Annotated in this window: 19 protein-coding genes; 13 read left to right on the top strand and 6 right to left on the bottom strand. The window is 58.9% G+C overall.

The genetic code is table 11. The features are described 5' to 3' along the window. The first annotated feature begins 73 nt into the window (after positions 1-73). Positions 74-1,099 carry an aspartate-semialdehyde dehydrogenase gene (locus tag CHN51_RS15535; protein WP_100094834.1) on the top strand — a complete coding sequence of 342 codons (1,026 nt, stop codon included), beginning with the start codon at positions 74-76 and terminating at the stop codon, positions 1,097-1,099. Here CHN51_RS15535 and CHN51_RS15530 read toward each other — a convergent pair. Genes CHN51_RS15530 through CHN51_RS15520 form a run of 3 tightly spaced genes read right to left on the bottom strand, consistent with a single transcriptional unit; the run spans position 1,096 to position 4,182 of the window. Next, positions 1,096-2,646, bottom strand: coding sequence for a DHA2 family efflux MFS transporter permease subunit (locus tag CHN51_RS15530; protein WP_240616770.1), 1,551 nt, complete (start codon positions 2,644-2,646; stop codon positions 1,096-1,098). The two genes, CHN51_RS15535 and CHN51_RS15530, sit on opposite strands and share 4 nt — an antisense overlap. Further along, positions 2,643-3,731: an HlyD family secretion protein gene (locus tag CHN51_RS15525; protein WP_240616769.1), complete on the bottom strand. Its 1,089-nt coding sequence runs from the start codon at positions 3,729-3,731 to the stop codon at positions 2,643-2,645. The genes CHN51_RS15530 and CHN51_RS15525 overlap by 4 nt, the downstream gene beginning before the upstream one ends. Further along, positions 3,724-4,182 (bottom strand): MarR family transcriptional regulator, encoded by a 459-nt coding sequence (locus CHN51_RS15520; RefSeq protein ID WP_100094833.1) that lies wholly within the window; start codon positions 4,180-4,182, stop codon positions 3,724-3,726. The genes CHN51_RS15525 and CHN51_RS15520 overlap by 8 nt, the downstream gene beginning before the upstream one ends. Positions 4,183-4,271: 89 nt before the next feature. Here CHN51_RS15520 and CHN51_RS15515 point away from each other — a divergent pair, with 89 nt between their 5' ends. Genes CHN51_RS15515 through CHN51_RS15490 form a run of 6 tightly spaced genes read left to right on the top strand, consistent with a single transcriptional unit; the run spans position 4,272 to position 9,893 of the window. Continuing rightward, complete coding sequence (locus CHN51_RS15515) at positions 4,272-4,919, top strand: DsbA family protein (protein WP_100095688.1); 648 nt, start codon at positions 4,272-4,274, stop codon at positions 4,917-4,919. Beyond that, on the top strand, positions 4,916-5,365 hold the full coding sequence (locus CHN51_RS15510) for a GFA family protein (protein WP_164089238.1): 450 nt from the start codon (positions 4,916-4,918) through the stop codon (positions 5,363-5,365). Before CHN51_RS15515 ends, CHN51_RS15510 begins: the two co-directional genes overlap by 4 nt. Further along, positions 5,362-6,114 carry an alpha/beta fold hydrolase gene (locus tag CHN51_RS15505; protein ID WP_100094831.1) on the top strand — a complete coding sequence of 251 codons (753 nt, stop codon included), beginning with the start codon at positions 5,362-5,364 and terminating at the stop codon, positions 6,112-6,114. The genes CHN51_RS15510 and CHN51_RS15505 overlap by 4 nt, the downstream gene beginning before the upstream one ends. Positions 6,115-6,122: 8 nt before the next feature. Further along, positions 6,123-6,650, top strand: coding sequence for a hypothetical protein (locus tag CHN51_RS15500; RefSeq protein ID WP_100094830.1), 528 nt, complete (start codon positions 6,123-6,125; stop codon positions 6,648-6,650). 56 nt (positions 6,651-6,706) lie between these two features. Further along, on the top strand, positions 6,707-8,545 hold the full coding sequence (locus tag CHN51_RS15495; RefSeq protein WP_100094829.1) for a M2 family metallopeptidase: 1,839 nt from the start codon (positions 6,707-6,709) through the stop codon (positions 8,543-8,545). Further along, positions 8,535-9,893: a hypothetical protein gene (locus tag CHN51_RS15490; RefSeq protein WP_100094828.1), complete on the top strand. Its 1,359-nt coding sequence runs from the start codon at positions 8,535-8,537 to the stop codon at positions 9,891-9,893. The genes CHN51_RS15495 and CHN51_RS15490 overlap by 11 nt, the downstream gene beginning before the upstream one ends. Here CHN51_RS15490 and CHN51_RS15485 read toward each other — a convergent pair. Continuing rightward, entirely contained in the window at positions 9,888-10,364 is a 477-nt protein-coding gene (locus CHN51_RS15485; protein WP_100094827.1) for a peroxiredoxin, read from the bottom strand. The two genes, CHN51_RS15490 and CHN51_RS15485, sit on opposite strands and share 6 nt — an antisense overlap. 155 nt (positions 10,365-10,519) lie before the next feature. Between CHN51_RS15485 and CHN51_RS15480 the strand changes: the two genes are divergently transcribed. Then, positions 10,520-11,080, top strand: a complete 561-nt coding sequence (locus tag CHN51_RS15480; RefSeq protein WP_240616768.1) for a YqgE/AlgH family protein — start codon at positions 10,520-10,522, stop codon at positions 11,078-11,080. Positions 11,081-11,237: 157 nt separating this feature from the next. Further along, a complete protein-coding gene (ahcY, locus tag CHN51_RS15475; RefSeq protein WP_240616767.1) occupies positions 11,238-12,638 on the top strand; it encodes an adenosylhomocysteinase in 1,401 nt (466 codons plus the stop codon). A gap of 76 nt (positions 12,639-12,714) precedes the next feature. Here ahcY and CHN51_RS15470 read toward each other — a convergent pair whose 3' ends face one another. Together CHN51_RS15470 and CHN51_RS15465 are read right to left on the bottom strand one after the other, a co-directional pair. Next, entirely contained in the window at positions 12,715-14,457 is a 1,743-nt protein-coding gene (locus CHN51_RS15470) for a lytic transglycosylase domain-containing protein (protein WP_240616766.1), read from the bottom strand. Then, complete coding sequence (locus tag CHN51_RS15465; RefSeq protein WP_100094823.1) at positions 14,454-15,230, bottom strand: uracil-DNA glycosylase family protein; 777 nt, start codon at positions 15,228-15,230, stop codon at positions 14,454-14,456. The genes CHN51_RS15470 and CHN51_RS15465 overlap by 4 nt, the downstream gene beginning before the upstream one ends. A gap of 128 nt (positions 15,231-15,358) precedes the next feature. Between CHN51_RS15465 and CHN51_RS15460 the strand changes: the two genes are divergently transcribed. The 4 genes from CHN51_RS15460 (at position 15,359) to CHN51_RS15445 (ending at position 20,250) form a co-directional block, all read left to right on the top strand. Next, positions 15,359-17,014 carry an electron transfer flavoprotein-ubiquinone oxidoreductase gene (locus tag CHN51_RS15460; RefSeq protein ID WP_100094822.1) on the top strand — a complete coding sequence of 552 codons (1,656 nt, stop codon included), beginning with the start codon at positions 15,359-15,361 and terminating at the stop codon, positions 17,012-17,014. 181 nt (positions 17,015-17,195) lie between these two features. Continuing rightward, on the top strand, positions 17,196-18,671 hold the full coding sequence (locus CHN51_RS15455; RefSeq protein WP_123906333.1) for a tetratricopeptide repeat protein: 1,476 nt from the start codon (positions 17,196-17,198) through the stop codon (positions 18,669-18,671). Next, a complete protein-coding gene (locus CHN51_RS15450) occupies positions 18,671-19,525 on the top strand; it encodes a 4-(cytidine 5'-diphospho)-2-C-methyl-D-erythritol kinase (RefSeq protein ID WP_240616765.1) in 855 nt (284 codons plus the stop codon). The genes CHN51_RS15455 and CHN51_RS15450 overlap by 1 nt, the downstream gene beginning before the upstream one ends. Beyond that, the gene (locus tag CHN51_RS15445; protein WP_100094820.1) at positions 19,522-20,250 is read left to right on the top strand and encodes an N-formylglutamate amidohydrolase; all 729 of its coding nucleotides are present in this window, start codon (positions 19,522-19,524) and stop codon (positions 20,248-20,250) included. The genes CHN51_RS15450 and CHN51_RS15445 overlap by 4 nt, the downstream gene beginning before the upstream one ends. The last annotated feature ends 50 nt before the right edge of the window (positions 20,251-20,300 follow it).

Below are 20,300 nucleotides of genomic sequence, written 5' to 3'. Positions count from 1 at the left end.
TAAAAAGTTTCAAACAGCCGGTTCTCCCCACAGGAAAACCGGCTGTTTTAATATCAGCAACAGGAAAAGTTTCATGGGTTACAAAATCGCAGTTGTTGGCGCTACCGGCAATGTCGGGCGCGAAATGCTCAACGTACTGGTCGAGCGTGAATTCCCCTATGACGAACTGGCTGCCGTCGCTTCGTCCCGCTCGCAGGGCAGCGAAATCGAAATTGGCGACACCGGCAAGATGCTCAAGGTCCAGAATATCGAGCATTTCGATTTCTCCGGATGGGATATTGCCTTGTTTGCTGCCGGTTCCGGCCCGACCAAGGAATATGCGCCCAAGGCTGCGGCCGCCGGTTGCGTGGTGATCGACAACAGCTCGCTCTACCGCATGGATCCGGACGTGCCCCTCATCGTGCCGGAAGTGAACCCCGAGGCGATCAGCGGCTATACCAAGCGCAACATCATCGCGAATCCCAATTGCTCGACCGCCCAGATGGTTGTGGCTCTGAAGCCGCTCCACGATGCAGCGACAATCAAGCGGGTTGTCGTCTCTACCTATCAGTCGGTTTCCGGCGCAGGCAAGGGCGGTATGGATGAACTGTTCGAACAGTCCCGCGCGATTTTCGTCGGTGATCCAAAGGAAAACCACGTTTTCACCAAGCAGATCGCCTTTAACGTGATCCCGCATATCGACGTGTTCCTTGACGACGGCTCCACCAAGGAAGAGTGGAAAATGGTCGTCGAGACCAAGAAAATCCTCGATCCCAAGATCAAGCTCACCGCGACCTGCGTCCGCGTGCCGGTCTTTGTCGGTCACAGCGAGTCGATCAATATCGAGTTCGAAAAAGAACTGTCCGCCAAGGACGCCCAGAAAATCCTGCGCGACGCGCCCGGCATCATGCTGGTCGATAAGCGCGAGGACGAAGGCTATGTCACGCCGGTCGAATGCGTCGGCGACGGCGCCACCTTCATCAGCCGCGTGCGCGAAGATCCGACGGTCGAAAACGGCCTGAATATCTGGTGCGTCAGCGACAACCTCCGCAAGGGCGCAGCGCTCAACGCGGTGCAGATTGCTGAGCTGCTCGGCCGCAAGCATCTGAAGAAGGGCTAGTGCGCCGCGCTGGCCGCTTCGGCTGAATCAACTTTCATCCGCTGGGGTTTCTTCATCAGGAACACCAGCGGAACACACAAACCGGTAACCACCGCCATCAGCCAGAAATCGCCGAGATAGGCGATCATCAGCGCCTGCCGGTTCACCTCGCCGTCGATCATCATCATCGCCTGTTCGCCATATTGTCCGAGCCGGTTGATGCTGGTCGGGCTGAGCGGGGATAGCCGCGCTTCGGTGACATGGCCGGCGAGATCGGCGTGGCTGGTCTGCCAGTTGCGGCCGAGCAGCCCGACAAATACCGCTATCCCGACCGAAGCCCCGATCGTCCGCGAAAGATTGAGCAAGCTGGCGGCGTCGGTTCGCAGCGCGGACGACAGAGTGGAAAAAGCCAATATGTTCATCGTGACGAATAGCGCGCCCATCCCGAGGCCCTGGACGACGCCGCTGGTGATCACCGGCCAGCGGTCCATTTCCAGGCTCCACCCGGTCATCATCCAGGCCGAATAGGAAGCCAGCGCCATTCCGGTCGCAACGACGAACCGTGCGTCGACAACGGTCGCCAGGCGACTGCCGATGGCCATGCCCAGAAACACACCGACGCCACGCGGCGCCAATATTATGCCCGCATCAATAGGGGTATAATGATAGATATTCTGCAGCATCGGCGGCAGCAGGGCCATGGTGGAGAACATCGATACACCGGCGACGATCATCAGCAGCATCGCGGTGACCAGATTGCGGTCCCGGAACAGATCGCGCGACAGGAACGGATTTCGCGCTGTCGACATGTGGATGGCGAACATCCACAGGGCAGCGGCGGCAATGCCGAATTCAATGATGATTTCCCAGCTTTCGAACCAGTCCTCGCCATTGCCCCGATCAAGCATCAGCTGGAAAGAGGCCATGAAGGCGGCGAACAAGGCAAATCCGAACAGGTCAAACTTGCGCCGGGCAATCGGTCGCGAGGGGAGCAGTGTCCAGAGCATGATGAAAGTAATGATGCCCAGCGGAACATTGATCAGGAAAATCCATTCCCAGCTGTAATTTTCTGTCAGATAGCCGCCGATGATCGGTCCGGTGATTGGCGCAATCATCACGCCCATGCCCCAGATCGCCATCGCTCGGGGATGGTTTTTCGGCGGGTTGATGTCGAGCATGACCGTCTGCGAGAGCGGCATCACGAAGGCACCGGAAAGGCCCTGCATCACCCGGTAAAAGACCAACATTTCCAAACTGGTAGCAGTGGCGCACAATAGCGAGGACAGAGTGAATCCGGCGATCGACCAGAGAAACAGCTTGCGCGATCCGATCCGGTCCGCGACCCAGCCGGTGATCGGAATGGCGACCGCCGAGGCCAATATATAGCTGGTCAATACCCAGGTCACCGTGTCGAGCGTGGCGCCCAAGCCCGACTGCATGTGCGGCAGCGCGACATTGGCGATCGTCGAATCGAGTATCTGCATGATATTGCCGAGCATGACGGCAATGGTGAGCAGGACCCGGTTGTCTACCGGCAGCGCTGCTTCATCGGGATTTTGCGCGTTCACTCTTTACCAGTGCGCAGATCGACGGTTACCTCCGCAGAAATCCCCGCAATCAGCTGCCGCGGCGAGGGATCCACGATCCTGATCCGCACGGGAACGCGCTGCGTGACCTTGACCCAGTTGGCATTGGCATTCTGGGCCGGCAGGACAGAGAATTCCGATCCGGTGCCCGCACCGATGCTATCGACACGGCCCTTGAGTTCCAGCTCCGGATAAGCGTCGAAGGTGATTTTTGCTTTCTGACCGACCTTCATCCTGGCGAGGTCGGTTTCCTTGAAATTGGCCTCCACCCAGCTATTCTTGTCGTCCACGATGGAAAGCGCCGGCAGTCCGGAGACCATCATCTGCCCGATTTGCAGCCGGGTAGACTGGGCGACCCGTCCGGCGACCGGAGCCACCACCCGCGTGCGTTCCAGATCGAGCAAGGCCTGGTCCCGGGCCGCTCTGGCCTCGGCAACATCCGGATTTTCGCCCGGAGCGGCCGATCCTGTCGACAGGCGTGACCTGGCCGCGACGACATCCGCCTGGGCGGATTTCAATCTGGCTCTGGCCAGATCGACTTCATGCTGGGCGGCGTCGAGCCGGGCCCGGGTGGTAAAGCCCTTCGCCATCAAGGCCGCCTGCCGCTGATAGTTGGACTGGGCGAAGGCAATGTCCTGTCGCGCGACCTCTATGTCCACGCCGCTCACCTGATAATCGGTCCGGAGATTCTGGACTTCGACTTGTGCGGCGGCGATGCGCGCATTGCTTTGCGCGACGGTCAGTTCAAAGGGCGCTGGGTCTATCGCAAAAAGCAGATCGCCGGCCGCGACCTGCTGGTTTTCCTCGACCGCCACTTGCACGATTTTTCCGCCCACCTCGGGAGAAATGGACACGATATCCTGCTGCACATAGGCATTGTCGGTGGAAGCGTAACGGTCGCTGGCGATCCAGTAATAAATACCCAATGTTGCGAGCAAGAGCGGCACCGACAGCATCAATATCCAGCGACCGATATTGCGGCCAGTCGATCGCCGGGTGGCGGGGTCAGGGGTCGGCCCTTCAGTCACAGGCTTGATATCGATGTCCGGATTGGGATTGTCAGCCATGGGCGGTCCGCTTCTCGTGTGAATCATCGTCATCGATGGATTGCAGGTTGGCGCGGAAGCGTTCGAGCAAATGATGGAGCTTTTCCCGTTCCGCCGGCGGCACATCGTGCAGCGCTTCCTGCAGCAATTGCTCGCCAATCGGCTGCAGCTGCTCGGTCAGGGCAACGCCCTTGGGGGTGAGATATAATTTCCACGCGCGCCGGTCGGCGGGGTCGGCCCGGCGTTCGACCATATCTGCGGCCTGCAAACGGTCGACCATCCGGCACAGCGCCATTGCGTCCAGTTCCAGCATGTCGGCCAGCGCGCTCTGGTTGATCCCTTCGTGCCGTTGCAACCAGGTCAGCACCCGCCATTGCGGACGGGTGATGCCAATTGCCTTGGCCCGCTTGTCGAAAGTCCGGCGGATCAGACGGGAAATATCGCCGACCAGAAATCCCATATTATCGCTCATCCCGGCAATTTAATAACATATGTTATAATAAGCAATGATTAGCTTTGAAATTTCTAGAAGCCGGTTCACGATTGTGCCATATGATCGCGATGACATTACAAGCAGACGTGTACTGGTCCTTCCGCTCGCCCTACAGCTATCTGGCGACGCGGCGTTATGTTGCGCTGACGCAGGATTATGATCTGAAGATCAACCAGCGCTTCGTTTATCCGCTGGCGATACGGGAACCGGATTTTTTCGAGAAAAATCACCCCAACTGGCTGGGCTACACGTTTCGGGACATGTTCCGGGTGGCGCAGCATATGGGTATATCGATGGCACCGCCCAATCCCGACCCGATCGTGCAGGATATCGCCACCCGCAAGATCGCTGACGAGCAACCCTATATTTTCGAACTGACCCGGATGGGGCAGGCGGCGTCGCGGCGCGGCAAGGGGCTGGAATTTGCCAATGAAGTTTCGCAGCTGATCTGGGGCGGCACCGCTGGCTGGAACGAAGGCGACCACCTCGAAAAAGCCGCCGAACGCGCCGGGCTGGATCTGACCGAATTGCGCGTCGAAGCCTCCACCCAGTCGGAAGGACTGGACGCCGAAATCGCCGAAAACCAGAAGGCTCTCGAAGCCGCTGGCCACTGGGGCGTGCCGACGCTGGTGTTCGAGGACGAACCCTTTTTCGGGCAGGACCGGATCGAACTGGCGCTATGGCGGATGAAGCAGAAAGGCCTTGCCGAGAAATGAGCGACCTCCTGACTGGTGGCTGCCAGTGCGGCGCGATACGATACCAGTTTGAAGGCCCTATTCCGGTTGCCTATGCCTGCCATTGCGGCGAGTGCAAGAAACAGAGCGCCAGTGCCTTTTCAATGTCCGTGCCGATGCAATATGCGAGGCTGCAGGTCGAAGGCTCGGCTTCATATTTTGTCAGCACAGTCTTCAGCGGGCGGACCAAATATAATTATTTCTGCGGCGATTGTGGCACGCGGCTCTGGCATTCCGGCAGCAATCCACCGGAAGCTATTACCTTGAAAGTGGGAACGCTGGATGATCCGTCCGGCATCGCGCCCATGGGTCATTTATGGGTGTCGAAAAAACAGCCGGGGATCGAACTGGATCCAGCAAGCGACCAGCATCTGACCCAGCCGGACAATCCGGCCGCCTGGCGCAGCAATTTGGAAAGTGGAACATGACGGCTGACAAATGGGATTTCTCGTCCTTCGACGGGGTGAAGCTCAAAATTCATGAAATGGGGGAGGGGCGTCCGGTTGTCCTGCTCCACGGCCTGTTTTCCAACGCCGACACCAACTGGATCAAATTCGGTCACGCCCAGGCTCTGGTCGATGCCGGCTTCCGGGTGATCATGCCCGATCTGCGCGCCCATGGCGAAAGTGAAGCTCCGCATGATCCATCTGCCTATCCTGATGATGTGCTGGTCAAGGACGTGCTGGCACTGATCGCGCATCTGCAATTGAGCGATTATGATCTCGGCGGCTTCTCGCTTGGCGCGCGGACGACAGCACGGTTGCTGGTGACCGGTGCCAATCCATCTAAAGCGATACTCGCCGGCATGGGATTGCAGGGCCTGGCGGGATGGGAGCAGCGGCAGGAATTTTTCCAGGAAGCAATTCGCCTCACGGAGAGTGCCAAGCGCGGCGACCCGCACTGGCTGGCCATCCAGTTCATGAAGAGCCAGAAAATCGATCCGGTGGCGGCGAGTTTGTTGCTCGCAACTTTTTCCGATATGGATCCCGCCGATGCGGCTAGCATAGAAACCGAAACACTGGTTCTGTGCGGCAGCGAGGATCGCGATAATGGCGATCCGGAAGAACTGGCGGCGATTTTGCTCAATGGCCATCATGTTGCCATTCCCGGCACCCATATGAGCAGCGTGACCAAAGCGGAAATGAGCCAGGAAATGGTGCGCTTTCTGGTCGGATAGGAGGGACGATGTCGAAATTGTATAACTGGCGTAATTTCTGGATATTCTGGGGCGGCGGTCTGGCGCTTTTCGGCTATCTCATCCTCTCGAACGGCGCGCTTGAAACGCTTGTCGCGCCGAATGGGATACTCGATCACCAGAGCGCAGCGACAGCGGAACGGGTGAATGCGATCCAGGAAAGCTGGGCATCAGCCGGGGCGCTGGCGATGGCGCGCTGGGGCATGATCGCGGATCTGGTCTTCATCACTCTCTATATGTCGGGTGGCATCATCGGCGGGCGGCTGATCTGGCAGCGGGCCAATTCGCCGACGCTCAAGAAAGTCGGCCTGCTCTGCGTGCTCAGCTATTTTGTCTTTGGCCTGACCGACTATATCGAAACCGTGTGCCAGCTGATCCAGCTGGTCAACGAACAGGGCAGCGACATTCTCGCCGGGACGGCGGCTCTGGCAAAACCGGTAAAGGTGGCAAGCTGGATTGTCGGCACGGTCGCGATGATCGCCGCGCTTATCTGGCGATGGAGCGAAACACGGGCTTGACCGGCGGGCGATAAAGTTTCAATTTCTACCATATCAAATCAGTTGAGGATCCATCTATGAAAACCGCCGCTTCGATCGTCGCAATCGCCACCATGGCACTGGCCACCCCAGCCCTGGCAAAAGACCATGAAAATGACGTGATGGAGGAAACGGCTGCTCCGACAGCGGCCGATGCACAGCAATTTGTCGCCGAAACCGAGCAGAAGCTGTTCGATTTTTCCGTCGATGCTGCGCGCATTTACTGGATCAATTCGAACTTCATTACCGATGATACCGACGCTCTGGCGGCCAAGGTCGGCGCAGAAGGCACTACGATGTCGGTCAACGCCGCGCTTGAAGCGGCCAAGTTCAACAATGTCCAGGGACTGGATGCTGTCACCCGACGAAAGCTGGACAAGTTGCGCGGCGGGATCGTGCTTCCGGCTCCGACTACAGAGGGCGCTTCGACGGAGCTGAACGAGATCGCCACCAAGCTGAACTCGGCTTACGGCAAGGGCAAGGGCACGCTCAACGGCAAGGAAATCAACGGTTCGGACATCGAAGCGGCGATGGGTACCAATCGCAATCCCGATGAACTGTCTGAAATGTGGGAAAGCTGGCACACCAATGTCGGCGCGCCGATGAAGGATGATTATGCCCGCATGGTGGAAATCGCCAATGAAGGTGCCCGCGAACTCGGTTTTGCCGATGTTGGCGCGATGTGGCGGTCCGGTTATGATATGCCGGCCGATGACTTTGCCAAGCTGACCGACAAGCTCTGGGCGCAGGTCAAGCCGCTCTATGACCAGCTGCACTGCTACACCCGCGACAAGCTCAACGAAAAATATGGCGATGAAGTCCAGCCCGAGACCGGTCCGATCCGCGCCGATCTGCTCGGCAATATGTGGGCGCAGGAATGGGGCAATATCTATGATGTCGTGGCGCCGGAAGGGGCCGGCGATATCGGCTATGACACGACCGAATTGCTGGTCGCCAATGATTATGACGCGATGAAGATGGTCAAGGCGGGTGAAGGCTTTTTCTCCTCACTCGGTTTCGAACCGCTACCCGAGACATTCTGGCAGCGGTCGCTGTTCACCAAACCGGCGGATCGCGAAGTCGTTTGCCACGCCAGCGCCTGGGATATCGACAACAAGGACGATATCCGCATCAAGATGTGCATCAAGGTCAATGGCGATGACTTCACCACCATCCACCACGAGCTTGGCCATAATTATTACCAGCGCGCCTATAACAAGCAGAGCTACCTGCATCTCGACGGTGCCAATGACGGTTTCCACGAAGCCATCGGCGACGCGATCGCGCTGTCGATCACACCGGAATATCTGGTCCAGGTCGGACTGCTCGACGCTGACAAGGTACCGAGCGCGGACAAGGATATCGGCTTGCTGTTGCGTCAGGCAATGGACAAGGTTGCTTTCCTCCCGTTCGGCCTTCTGGTCGATAAATGGCGCTGGGGCGTATTCGAGGGCAGCATCCAGCCGGATGACTATACGAGCGCCTGGCATGGATTGAAGCTGGACTATCAGGGCATTGCGCCACCGGTTGACCGGCCCGCCGACGCCTTCGATCCGGGCGCAAAATATCACATTCCGGGCAACACGCCTTATTCGCGCTATTTCCTCGCCCGGATCCTGCAGTTCCAGTTCTACAAGGCTGCCTGTGACGAAGCCGGATGGAAAGGGCCGCTGCACCGCTGTTCCTTCTATGGCAACGAACAGGTCGGCGCGAAGCTGAACGCAATGCTGGAAATGGGTGCATCCAAGCCCTGGCCCGATGCGCTGGAAGCCTTTACCGGAACGCGGGAAATGGACGGCTCGGCCATGATCAGCTATTTCGCGCCACTGATGGACTGGCTGAAAGAGGAGAACCGAGGCAAGGCCTGTGGATGGTAAGACCAGTCTGATGTGTGTGGCCGCCCTGTTATGGGCGGCCTTCCCGTCGCCGGTTGAGGGACAGGCGAGGGTAGCGACCGATGAACCGGTTGCCCTGGCCGATTGGCATTTCGACGAAGACCAGATCACGGAACTGCGCAACGCACATTGGTTCGACGGCACGCGGTTTCGTTCCGATCCGCTTTTCGTGAAGGGAGGCCGGTTTGTCGAGCCTTCCGCAGGACCGGCTAACCGGATCATCGACCTAGAAGGTCGCTATCTGATCCCGCCATTTGCCGATGCGCACACCCATGCCTTTGACGGCAGCTTTGGTTTTCCGGCCCAGCGCGCGCAATTTCTGCAAGACGGCATATTTTATGCGCTGACCGCCACGGCGCCCGCCCGGTCGGTTGCAAAGATCAGGTCTGAATTTTCCGGTCCGCAGAATGTCGATGTTTTGACTGCCCTGGGGGGCATTACCGGCCTCGACAGCCATCCGGCCGAAATCTACGAAGCCTATGCCTTGCGGTTTTACAGCTTCGAGCAGCAGGTTGCCAACCAGCCAGCCATTCGTGCCAGCCGGAAACAGGCGGACAACGCCTATTATATTATCGAGGATGCGTCCGATATCGATGCGAAATGGCCGTTGATTGCAGCCACGCGGCCCGACGTGATCAAAATCTATCTGCGCAATAGCGAACGTTTTGGCGAAGACCGGGGCGACAGCTGGGCCGGGGGCGGGCTGAACCCCGCTTTGCTTGCTGCGATTGCGGACAAGGCGCGCGCCGCCGATTTGCGACTGCTGATCGCGGCTTCATCGGTGGCAGATTTCCGGCTTGCGGTGGAGGCCGGAGCCGCCATCCTCTCGCACATTCCCTGTTACCAGGCGGCGGTTGCCGAAGGTATCTACCGCTCGCCCCCGGATAGCGACGAGGAATGTCTGATTGACGCAGCCGACGCCCAGAGCGCGGCCAGCGCGAATATGGTCACAACGTTGATCACCTCGGAATGGGCAAAGGAACGGCCTGAATGGACCGTCGCGATGGAGGATCGCAATATCGATATGTTGCGCGAATCCGGCGCGCCTCTGGCCATTGGATCCAATGCTTATGGTTCGACGATAATCGACGGGCTGGTGGCACGAGCCGCGAGCCACACCTTTACCAATGCCGAAATTCTGGACCTGGCCACGGCACAAACGGCACAGGCGATTTTTCCCGAAAGAAAAATCGCCTGTTTCGATGCTGGCTGCGAAGCCAGTTTTCTGGTTTTGCAGCGCAACCCCCTTGAAGATATTCAGGCGATCCGCGCTATCGAGATGCGGATCAAGGAGGGTTATGCTGTCAATCCCGAGACGCCCGAATCATAGCTGATCGAGCATATATTCCGCTGTGCTGACCTTGAAGTCGCCCGGTGCCTCGACGTTCAGTTCTTCGACAACGCCGTCATTGACGATCATCGAGAAGCGCTGGCCGCGCTGGCCCAGACCGAAACCGGATCCGTCCATGGTCAGGCCAACCGCCTGGGCGAAATCGCCATTGCCGTCGGCGAGCATGGTCACATCGTCCGAACCGGCTGCGTCATTCCATGCGCCCATCACGAAGGCGTCATTGACAGCGGTGCAGGCAATCTCGTCAACGCCCTTGGCTTTCAAATCGGCCGCCTTCTCGACATAGCCGGGAAGATGCTTGGCAGAACAGGTCGGCGTGAACGCGCCGGGTACGGAAAATAGCGCCACTTTCTTGCCGGCAAAATATTCGCTGGAACTGACTTGCTGCGGACCGTCGGCGGTCGCCTTGACCAGTTTTACTTCGGGAATCTTGTCGCCTTTGTTAATCATATCTTGCTCCTGGTTTTGATCGGGCTGAGAACGCATGCCTCTGCAGTTGATAGTGGTGACAGAGGGATGAAAATGCAAGCTGGCAAAACGACCAGCAATGGGACTTGTGACATTTGCCATGGGAAGTTCATATTTGCGACGCTATGCTGGTCCCCATGAATGATCCCGTCTTTTTCTCCGGTCAGTTTCTCCTCGCCACGCCCGGAATGGCCGATCCCCGCTTTTCCCGTTCGGTGGTAGCCATCTGTTCGCATGATGAAAACGGCGCTCTGGGCATCAATATCGGCGAGACGATGGAGGGCATCCGTTTTCACGATATTCTCCGGCAGTTCGATATCGATACGACCGAAGCGCCCGATTGCGACGTTTTTCTCGGCGGTCCGGTGGAGACCCAGCGCGGTTTCATCCTGCACAGTCTCGATATCAACATGTCGGACACGATGCAGGTGGGAGACCGCTGGGGGCTCAGCAGCTCGGTCGACATGCTGAATGCCATCGCCCAGGGACGCGGCCCTGAACAATGGATTATCGCGCTCGGCTATTCCGGCTGGGGTGAAGGGCAGCTGGAAAGCGAATTGACGCAAAATGGCTGGACCATTGCCGAGGGATCGCCCGACTGGCTCTACGAGCGCCGCTCCGGCGACAAATGGCTGATGGCATGGGATGCTCTGGGCATCGACCCGACCAAGCTGTCGAGCGGTTTCGGCAGCGCCTGACCGGTTGATTGTTACGGCCTGCGGCATAACAGGCTCACAAAATATCAAATATAAAGACATCTTTATATTTGCTTCCACGGACGCGAGCCTCTATTGAAAAGCCATGTTGTCGCACCGGATTACCCGTGCGGCATTTCGTTTTTCAAGGAGACATGACGTGGCCACCGCAACCCAGGATTATATCATCAAGGATATTTCCCTCGCCGATTTCGGTCGGAAGGAAATTGAAATAGCCGAAACCGAAATGCCGGGCCTGATGGCCTTGCGCGAGGAATTCGGCGCTGAAAAGCCGCTGAAGGGCGCGCGGATCACCGGTTCGCTGCACATGACCATCCAGACCGCCGTGCTGATCGAAACATTGCTGGAACTGGGCGCGGAAGTGCGCTGGGCGTCCTGCAATATTTTCTCCACCCAGGATCATGCCGCAGCTGCGATCGCCGCGGGCGGAACCCCCGTCTTCGCAATCAAGGGCGAAACACTCGAAGAATATTGGGCCTATGTCGAACGCATCTTCGACTGGGGCACCGACCAGACCTGCAACCTGATCCTCGATGATGGCGGCGATGCCACCATGTTCGCGCTTTGGGGCGCGCGGGTGGAAGCCGGTGAAGAATTGTTCAAGCCGGAAAATGAAGAAGAAGAAGTCTTTGTCGCGACCCTGACACGCTTTCTTGCTGAACGTCCCGGCTATCTGACCCGCACGGTTGAAGCGATCAAGGGCGTTTCGGAAGAGACCACCACCGGCGTTCACCGCCTCTATGAACTGGCCAAGATCGGCAAGCTGCCTTTCCCGGCGATCAACGTCAACGACAGCGTTACCAAGTCCAAGTTCGACAATCTCTATGGTTGTAAAGAGTCGCTGGTCGACGCGATCCGTCGCGCCACCGACGTCATGCTGGCCGGCAAGGTTGCTGTTGTCGCCGGTTTCGGTGATGTCGGCAAAGGCTCGGCCCAGTCGCTCCGCAACGGCGGCGCGCGAGTTCTCGTGACCGAAATCGATCCGATCTGCGCGCTGCAGGCAGCCATGGAAGGCTTTGAAGTCGTGACCATGGAAGAAGGCACCAAACGGGGCGATATTTTTGTTACCACGACCGGCAACAAGGACGTCATCACCGTTGATCACATGCGCGCCATGAAGGACCGGGCGATCGTCTGCAATATCGGTCATTTTGACAGCGAGATCCAGATCAGCGGTCTGAAAAACATGAAGTGGACCGAAATCAAGCCGCAGGTCGACGAAGTCGAATTTGCGGATGGCAAGAAGCTGATCGTTCTGGCGCAGGGCCGTCTGGTGAACCTGGGCTGCGCAACCGGGCACCCGAGCTTTGTCATGTCAGCCAGCTTCACCAACCAGGTGCTGGCACAGATCGAACTGTGGGTGCGTCCGGAACAATATGAAAACGATGTCTATGTTCTGCCGAAGCATCTCGACGAGAAAGTCGCAGAACTGCATCTCGCGAAACTGGGCGTGAAACTGGACAAGCTGAGCAAGGACCAGGCCGATTATATCGGCGTTCCGGTCGAAGGCCCGTTCAAGCCGGACCATTATCGCTACTAGGCGACAGGATATTCCGAACAAAAAAGCCGGGCCATGCGCAATGCATGGCCCGGCTTTTTAATGTCTGGAAATATTCTCAGCGGGCAGTGAACTGGGTCCGGCGCCGGTCCGGGTTGCCGGGGAATTGCGGCCAGTGGTTTTGCGACAGGGCGCGGGCGCTGTCCGACCGGACGCCGGCCTGCTTCTCGTACATCCAGTAGTTGCGCAATATGATCGAGACATAGCCGCGGGTCTCGACATAGGGAATGCTTTCCATGAACAGCAGCGGATCGTCATTGTCCTTTATTTCGCTGTTCCAGCGCTGGACCGCACCGGGGCCGGCATTATAGGCCGCCGCGATCTTCGGCAGCTTGCCGCCGGTTATCGATGATTTGCCGAGATATTCGAGATAGGACTGGCCATATTCGAGATTGGTCGAGGGCCGGTAGAGGTCGGATTCGCTGAAATTCAGGCCATTGGCCCGGGCGATATCGCCGGCGGTTCCGGGACGGACCTGCATCAGGCCGATGGCGTTGGCGGGGCTCACTACCTTGCTGCGAAACGCGGATTCCTGCAATGTATGGGCATAGACCAATGCCGGATCGACGCGCCAGCCACCATCGGGTTTCCATTTTGGCGCCGGATAACGGGCCTGGACATCGGGCTTCATGCCGCGCGGCGCATTATGGGCGAGCCAGAGCTGGGTGCGGGGCAGATCCAGCTCCCGTGCCAGCTTGATCAGGGCAGGGTGGTCGCCGCTGTCGCCGATCGTCGCCTGGTGCCGGAGCACCTCGTCGGCCAACTGCTCTTCGCCGATTTCCACCAGAGCGATGGCAGCCCGGACATTTTCGTGCCGTTCCAGCGCGCGCCAGTCCGATTTCTCGAAAGACTCACCCTGTTCGGATTTGCCCGGCTCCATGCCAAGCGTCTGCGCTGCAAGCATGCCGTAAAAACTGTCATCGAAACGGGCCGCGGCCTGCAGCTTGCCCTGCACGCGTTCGGGCTGACCGCATTTCAGATCCGATCGGGCGCTCCAGTAGAGACCGGCAGCCTGCAGGTCGACATTGGTCGCCGACCGGCCAACCTGTTCGAAGGCGCTGCTTGCCGAGCGGCAGTCATTCAGTCGCCAGGCCGCCAGTCCGGCCACCCAGTTCGCGTGGCCGACCCATTCGCCGGAGCCGTTCAGCGCCTGCCGGGCGAGCCGCAGTGCGGATGCGTCGTCATTCTCGATATAATAGGACCAGGCCACCCGCTGCTCCAGTTCCGTCCGCCCTTCGGACGACATCTGGCCGGCGTTGGCGTTCAGCAGCGCTTCCGCGCCCTGCGGATTGTCATTCTTGATGAAATCGATGATCTGCCCGCGCACGCCATTGGCCGCGCTGTCGGAGTTCACATCCTTGGGTTTCGAGCGGATCGGAGAACCGGGAATCCAGGACAGATTGCGGCGCTGGGGCAGGTCGGGCAGCAATTGTGCGCCGCGTTTCTGTGCCAGCCGACCCAGTTGGGCGGCCTGCGGGATCTGCGGTGCTTCGTTGACCAAAGTCAGCAAGGGGCCGAGTTCTGCCCGCGGACTGTTGGCGGCCAGAAAATATTCGGCTTGCGCGATAGGCTTCAGCGGGCCGGTCGGCGCGCTGTCCATCAGGTTTTTCGCCACGTCCCAGTGATTGCTGCTCATCGCCGAAAACAGGGCGCGATAATGTTCGGACTGCTGCTGCTTGAGCTGCGAGGGCACATATTTGGCAACCGAAGCGCTGTTGTAAAGAACCGCTCCGTCATCGGCGAGCGCGGGCGTTGCAACGAGGGTGAGGAGCGAAGCGGTCAGTGCAAATTTCAGTTTCACGAGGCAGAAATCCTTGTCAGCATTTGCAGATCCTTCCACGCTTCGGCCTTGAACAATGGCCGCTCGATCAGGATCCGCGGGTGAAATGTCACGATCGCTTCTGTTTGTGAGGAACTATGGTTAATAAATTGCTTATTTTTGCGCGCGGTCAGCAAATCCTGTCCGAACAGGATCTTCGCCGCCAGGTCGCCGAAACAGATGATGCGTTTCGGACGGACCAGGCCGACATGATGCAGCAGCCGTGTTTTGAGCGTTGGCCAATATTGCTCGTCTATGCGGCCGTCATAGGAAAGAGACACGGCGATATTGGCAAGATAGGTTCGATCCGAATCGCAGCCGATTGCCGCTAGCATCTTCTCCAGCAGCTGCCGGTTCTCGGTATTGAACAGCTGCGCCTCGCCATTGCGGTTTTTTTCCGGGAGCGCCGAAACGACCATGACTTCCGGTTCGATGTCCCCTTGCGGAGACACTCTTTCCCGTGACCAGCCGGCTTCGATCAGGCCGTCGCCCGTGGCCAACCAGTCGATAAATTCCGGATAGGTGGCTGGCAGCGGTTCGTTGTTCACCGGGATTTTTGCTGCTTCCGGCTTGCGTTCCGTAACGGTTGCCGGCGGTGGCGCCTGGGTCACCGGAGCAGGCTTTTCCTCGGCCAAAAGCGCCGCCGGCTGATCAGCATAATCCAGCTCGACGCCGGCCAGCGACCACCAGTCCTGCAGGCTGTGGATCATCGACTCAGCAGATGGATTAGGCGTTTGTGCAGAGATTAAATTCATTTATGCATAGAGTCATGAGTTGACGAATAGGTCAATTGGCGAGAAAGCAGGTTTCTGCCCAGCGGGTTGCGGTTTACGACGGACCGAATGTACAAGAGAATAAAAGCAAGAACTGTAGGAAAAGCGACATGAGTGAACGAGAGTCAATGCCTTATGATCTGGTGATAGTCGGGGGCGGCCCCGCCGGTCTCAGCGCAGCCATAAGGTTCAAGCAACTTGCTGACGAGGCAGGCAAGGACCTCTCGGTATGCATATTGGAAAAGGGCTCCGAAATCGGTGCGCATATCCTGTCCGGTGCGGTGATTGATCCCAAAGGTCTGGACGAGCTTTTCCCGCAATGGCGGGACGAGGACTGCCCGCTGGCAAAGACGCCCGTCACCGAGAATCATCACTGGATTCTGACCAAGAAAAAGAAATTCGCCTTTCCCCATTTCATGACACCCTCGTTCATGCACAACAAGGGCACCTATACTGGTTCGCTCGGCAATCTGTGCCGCTGGCTGGGCGAGCGCGCGGAAAATATGGGTATCGAGATTTTTCCCGGCTTTGCTGCGGCGGAGATTCTCTACAATGAGGACGGTTCGGTCAAAGGCGTCGCCACCGGCGACATGGGCGTTGCCCGCGACGGCAGCCACAAGCCGGATTACGAACCCGGTCTCGAACTGCACGCCAAATATACTTTCTTTGCCGAGGGCGCGCGTGGTCATCTGACCAAGATCCTGAAAAACCAGTTCGCGCTTGATGCCGAAAGCCAGCCGCAAATCTACGGCCTTGGCGTCAAGGAATTGTGGGACATTGATCCGGCCAAGCACAAGGCGGGCCGGGTCATCCATACCCAGGGCTGGCCGCTTAGCGAAGGCGCCAATGGCGGTGGGTTTCTGTACCATCAGGCCGACAACCAGGTCGCGCTCGGCTTCGTTACCTGGCTGAACTACGAAAATCCCTATCTCTCGCCATTCGAGGAAATGCAGCGGTGGAAACTGCATCCCGAAATCCGCAAGATCCTGGAAGGCGGCAAGCGCGTTTCCTATGGCGCGCGGGCGATCAATGACGGCGGTTTCCAGGCTGTTCCGAAATTATATTTCCCCGGTGGCGCGCTGATCGGCTGTTCCGCCGGTTTCGTGAATGTGCCGCGGATCAAGGGCACGCATACCGCGATGAAGACCGGTATGATGGCCGCAGAAGCCGCTTATGAGGCAATCGTGGCAGACCGTGGCAATGACGAATTGGCCGCTTACGGCACCGCCTATGAGAACAGCTGGGTGCGCGAGGAATTGCGCGTGGTCCGCAACGTCCTGCCGGCGGTCGAGAAATATGGCGATTTCCTCGGCACGATCATCTCCGGCATCAACATGTGGGCCGAGCATCTGAAGATCAAAATGCCGTTCACGATGAAATTGCACCCTGACTGGTCGCGTCTGAAGCGCGCCGAACATTGCGTGAAGATCGAATATCCGAAGCCGGACGGGAAAATCACCTTCGATCGCCTGTCCTCGGTCTTCCTGTCGAACACCAATCATGAAGAAGACCAGCCGGTCCATCTGCAGCTGAAAGACCCGAATATCCCGGTCGATGTCAATCTGCCGGTCTTCGCCGGTCCTTCGGCACGCTATTGCCCCGCGGGTGTTTACGAATTTGTCGAGGACGAAGCGGGTCAGCCCAAGTTCCAGATCAACGCGCAAAATTGCGTGCATTGCAAGACCTGTGATATCAAGGACCCGTCCCAGAATATCAACTGGGTCGTTCCGGAAGGCGGCGGAGGTCCAAATTATCCGAATATGTAGTCTCGGTCTATGTGCGCTGCTTGTCGCCGGACAAGCCGCCTCACCGGCGCTTGCCAGCCGCGGCGAAAGCAGCGCGGCACTCAATCGTTTTGTCGAAGCGAGGCTCGCCGAGTCTTCCGATGAGACCCGGGTTGCGGCCGCAATCTATGCGGAAGGCCTGAAGGAGCAACCGGACAACGAGTTGCTGGCCGGAAAAGCCTATGTCAGTGCCATCGAAACGGGCGATTTCGATCTGGCGGCGAAAGCCGTCCGGGTTCTGCAACTGCGCGGCAAGGCCGAGCCGGAAATGCCGCTCGTGCTCTATGCGGTGGCCTTTGCGCAGCGCGACTGGAACGGTGCCGATTTGGCGACTGTCGAACTGGAGGCGCTCGAGAATTTCGCCTTTCTCCAGCCCTATCTCGGGGCATGGCTGGAAACCGCAAGAGGTCGCGACGGCACCGCGATCCTTGCGCAGGCCCGCAGCAATGCGACGTCTCGCTATTATCTGGAGGAGCATCTGATCCTCCACAGTCTGGTCCGGCGACGGGAAAACGAGGCGCTCGCCTTGCTCGCCGCGCTGGTCGAGCGCAACGAAGCGCGCATGGCGCCGGTGCGGATAATCGCGGCTCGCCATTTCTGGGCCAGGAACGAGACGGCCACGGCGAGGGAAATCCTGAAATTCCAGTCCACCGCGCCGGAGCAAAAATTATATCAGCTGATCGAGGCCGGACAGAAAAAGGGCGTTGCGCAGAAGGTGACGCCATCCACCGGGCTGGCCTTCCTGTTCCAGCGGCTGTCGAACGATCTTGCGTCGCAGCGGGCCGAATTTCTCTCGCAGGTCCTGGCGCTGGCCAGCACCCGCGTCGCCGGAGATTCCGACTATGCAAGGCTGACGCTTGGCCGGTCCTATGCGATGGCGGACAATCATGATCTGGCGGTGGCGGAATATTCCCGGATCGGCCCTGACAGTCCCTATTTTCTTGTCGGACTGAGTTCCGAGATCGCCAGTCTTGTCGCAAATGAAGATTATGGCCGGGCGATTGGCCGGCTCGATTCCTCTCTGGACGGCAACCCGGAGGCGCCCGAACTTTATATATTGAAGGGGCAGACGCTGCAGGCGCTGGGCGAAAATGCGGCGGCCGCCGCTGCCTTTGCACAAGCGGTCGCGCTGGGCGAGCAGGCAAAGCGGTCCGATCTGGTCATGGCCAATTACTGGCTCGCACTGGGCGGCGCACAGGAACAGGCGGGAATCTGGCCAGAAGGGCTGGAATCGCTGCGGAAGGCCAATGAACTGCTGCCCAATTCCCCGACGATTCTCAATTATCTCGGCTATGCCCAGCTCGAACGGCGGGAAAATGAAGAGGAAGCCGTTGCCGCGATCAAACAGGCGCATGAACTGCGCTCGAGCTCGCCCGCGATCACCGATTCGCTGGGCTGGGCCTATTTCATTACCGGCGAGCATGAGCGCGCCGTGGCCTATCTGGAGACCGCTCTCGAAGGCCAGCCGCAGGACCCGACGATCAACGAGCATCTCGGGGACGCCTATTGGACCGTCGGCCGTCTCTATGAAGCACGCTACGCCTGGAAAACAGCGAAACTGTTCGCGGAGGACGAGGATGCGCAGCGCCTGGCGAGCAAAATAGACCTGGGGCTCCGGCCCGATCTCGTCTCCCCCTGATGTCCGATCCAGACCGGGTCATGCCGGACAGCGAAACGGCCTATGCGAAAATCAATCTGGCGCTCCATGTCCGCCGGCGGTTGCCGGACGGCTATCACGCGCTTGAAACGATATTCGCCTTTCTCGACCGGGGCGATGTGATTTCTGCGGAGCCGGGCGATGGCGTGACGCTGGAGATAGAGGGTCCCTTTGCAGACGGGTTGAGTGCTATCGACAATCTGGTCGTGCAGGCGGCCCGGCTGTTGGCGGACCAGTCCGGTGGGAAACAGGGCGCCCGCATCCGGCTCGACAAAAGACTGCCCGTGGCATCGGGAATTGGCGGCGGATCGGCGGATGCCGCAGCGACTCTGCGTCTGCTCAACCGGCTCTGGAAGCTCGGCCTTTCGACCGCAGAACTGGCGGATATCGCCAAGCCGCTGGGCGCCGATGTACCGGCCTGCGTCGCCGGCCGGACCTGTCGCGGCACCGGAATCGGACAGGATCTGGAGCCGGTTGCCGATGCAGACCTGCGCGGTACCGCTGCGCTGCTGGTCAATCCGCTGGTGCCGGTTTCGACAGCCGATATATTCGCCGCCTGGGACGGTATTGATCGCGGCGCGCTCGAAATCGGGCCGGCGCTCCAGTCCGCACGCAACGGCAGAAACGACTTGCAGCCGCCGGCTGTCGCCATGGTACCGATATTGACCGGGATCGTCGGGATGCTGGAAGACTGCCAGCCGTTGATGGCCCGGATGTCGGGGTCCGGTGCGACCTGTTTCGGCTTGTTCGAAAGTCTGGCAGAGGCCCGGGATGCCGAGCGCCGCTGTCGCGGGGCGAAGGTGCCGATCTGGACGATGACAGGGATGATCCGATGACCGAAGCCTATGAAATTTCCGGAGTCCCTCGCGAGGGCGGGGTGCTGATCGTGGTCGACCATGCCTCAAACCACATACCGGACGATATCGATCTGGGTATTTCCCAGCAATATGTCACCGACCATATCGCCTATGATCCCGGCATCGCGCCGATAGCCCGGCGGATGACGGAGCAGGGCGGCTATCTTGCGATACTCAGCACCGCGTCCCGGCTGATCGTCGATCTCAACCGCTATCCTGACGAAGAAGCCGTTATCGTGACGCAAAGCGATGGTGTCGACATTCCCGGCAATCATCTGTCTTCCGAGGAGCGACAGGCCAGGCTGGACCGCTTTTTCACGCCCTATCATGACCGGGTCGTGGCGCTGATCGCTGATCTGAAACCGGCACTGGTGGCGTCGCTGCACAGTTTTTCGCCGGTGCTGCGGACCAACCCGCAGCTGAGACGCCCGTGGGACATGGGCATCATGTATAATGAATATGACACCGCCCCGCGTCTTGCACTGCAATTTCTTGGCGAGGAGGAAGGGCTGATCGTCGGAGACCAGATGCCTTATTCGGGCAAGGACCTCAACGCGACGATGAACCGTCAGTGCGAAGCCATCGGCCAGCCCTATATCGGCGTCGAGGTCCGCCAGGATCTGATCCGCGAAGAGGCGGGACAGCGCCGTTTCGCTGATATTTTATTGCGTAGTTGCGATAAAATAAGAACGGCCCTTGCTTAACCGGCGGACTTTTGGAAGGACGATCCGGAAATTGCCATATTGGAAAGCCA

This window comes from Sphingorhabdus sp. YGSMI21, from assembly GCF_002776575.1.
Taxonomy (GTDB): domain Bacteria; phylum Pseudomonadota; class Alphaproteobacteria; order Sphingomonadales; family Sphingomonadaceae; genus Parasphingorhabdus.
This window is presented reverse-complemented; position numbering and strand designations above follow the sequence as displayed.

Coding starts and splice junctions, on each gene's coding strand:
- CHN51_RS15535 (WP_100094834.1), top strand. CDS start 74: ATGGGTTACAAAATCGCAGTTGTTGGCGCTACCGGCAATGTCGGGCGC.
- CHN51_RS15525 (WP_240616769.1), bottom strand. CDS start 3,731: ATGGCTGACAATCCCAATCCGGACATCGATATCAAGCCTGTGACTGAA.
- CHN51_RS15520 (WP_100094833.1), bottom strand. CDS start 4,182: ATGAGCGATAATATGGGATTTCTGGTCGGCGATATTTCCCGTCTGATC.
- CHN51_RS15515 (WP_100095688.1), top strand. CDS start 4,272: ATGACATTACAAGCAGACGTGTACTGGTCCTTCCGCTCGCCCTACAGC.
- CHN51_RS15510 (WP_164089238.1), top strand. CDS start 4,916: ATGAGCGACCTCCTGACTGGTGGCTGCCAGTGCGGCGCGATACGATAC.
- CHN51_RS15505 (WP_100094831.1), top strand. CDS start 5,362: ATGACGGCTGACAAATGGGATTTCTCGTCCTTCGACGGGGTGAAGCTC.
- CHN51_RS15500 (WP_100094830.1), top strand. CDS start 6,123: ATGTCGAAATTGTATAACTGGCGTAATTTCTGGATATTCTGGGGCGGC.
- CHN51_RS15495 (WP_100094829.1), top strand. CDS start 6,707: ATGAAAACCGCCGCTTCGATCGTCGCAATCGCCACCATGGCACTGGCC.
- CHN51_RS15485 (WP_100094827.1), bottom strand. CDS start 10,364: ATGATTAACAAAGGCGACAAGATTCCCGAAGTAAAACTGGTCAAGGCG.
- CHN51_RS15480 (WP_240616768.1), top strand. CDS start 10,520: ATGAATGATCCCGTCTTTTTCTCCGGTCAGTTTCTCCTCGCCACGCCC.
- CHN51_RS15465 (WP_100094823.1), bottom strand. CDS start 15,230: ATGAATTTAATCTCTGCACAAACGCCTAATCCATCTGCTGAGTCGATG.
- CHN51_RS15460 (WP_100094822.1), top strand. CDS start 15,359: ATGAGTGAACGAGAGTCAATGCCTTATGATCTGGTGATAGTCGGGGGC.
- CHN51_RS15450 (WP_240616765.1), top strand. CDS start 18,671: ATGTCCGATCCAGACCGGGTCATGCCGGACAGCGAAACGGCCTATGCG.
- CHN51_RS15445 (WP_100094820.1), top strand. CDS start 19,522: ATGACCGAAGCCTATGAAATTTCCGGAGTCCCTCGCGAGGGCGGGGTG.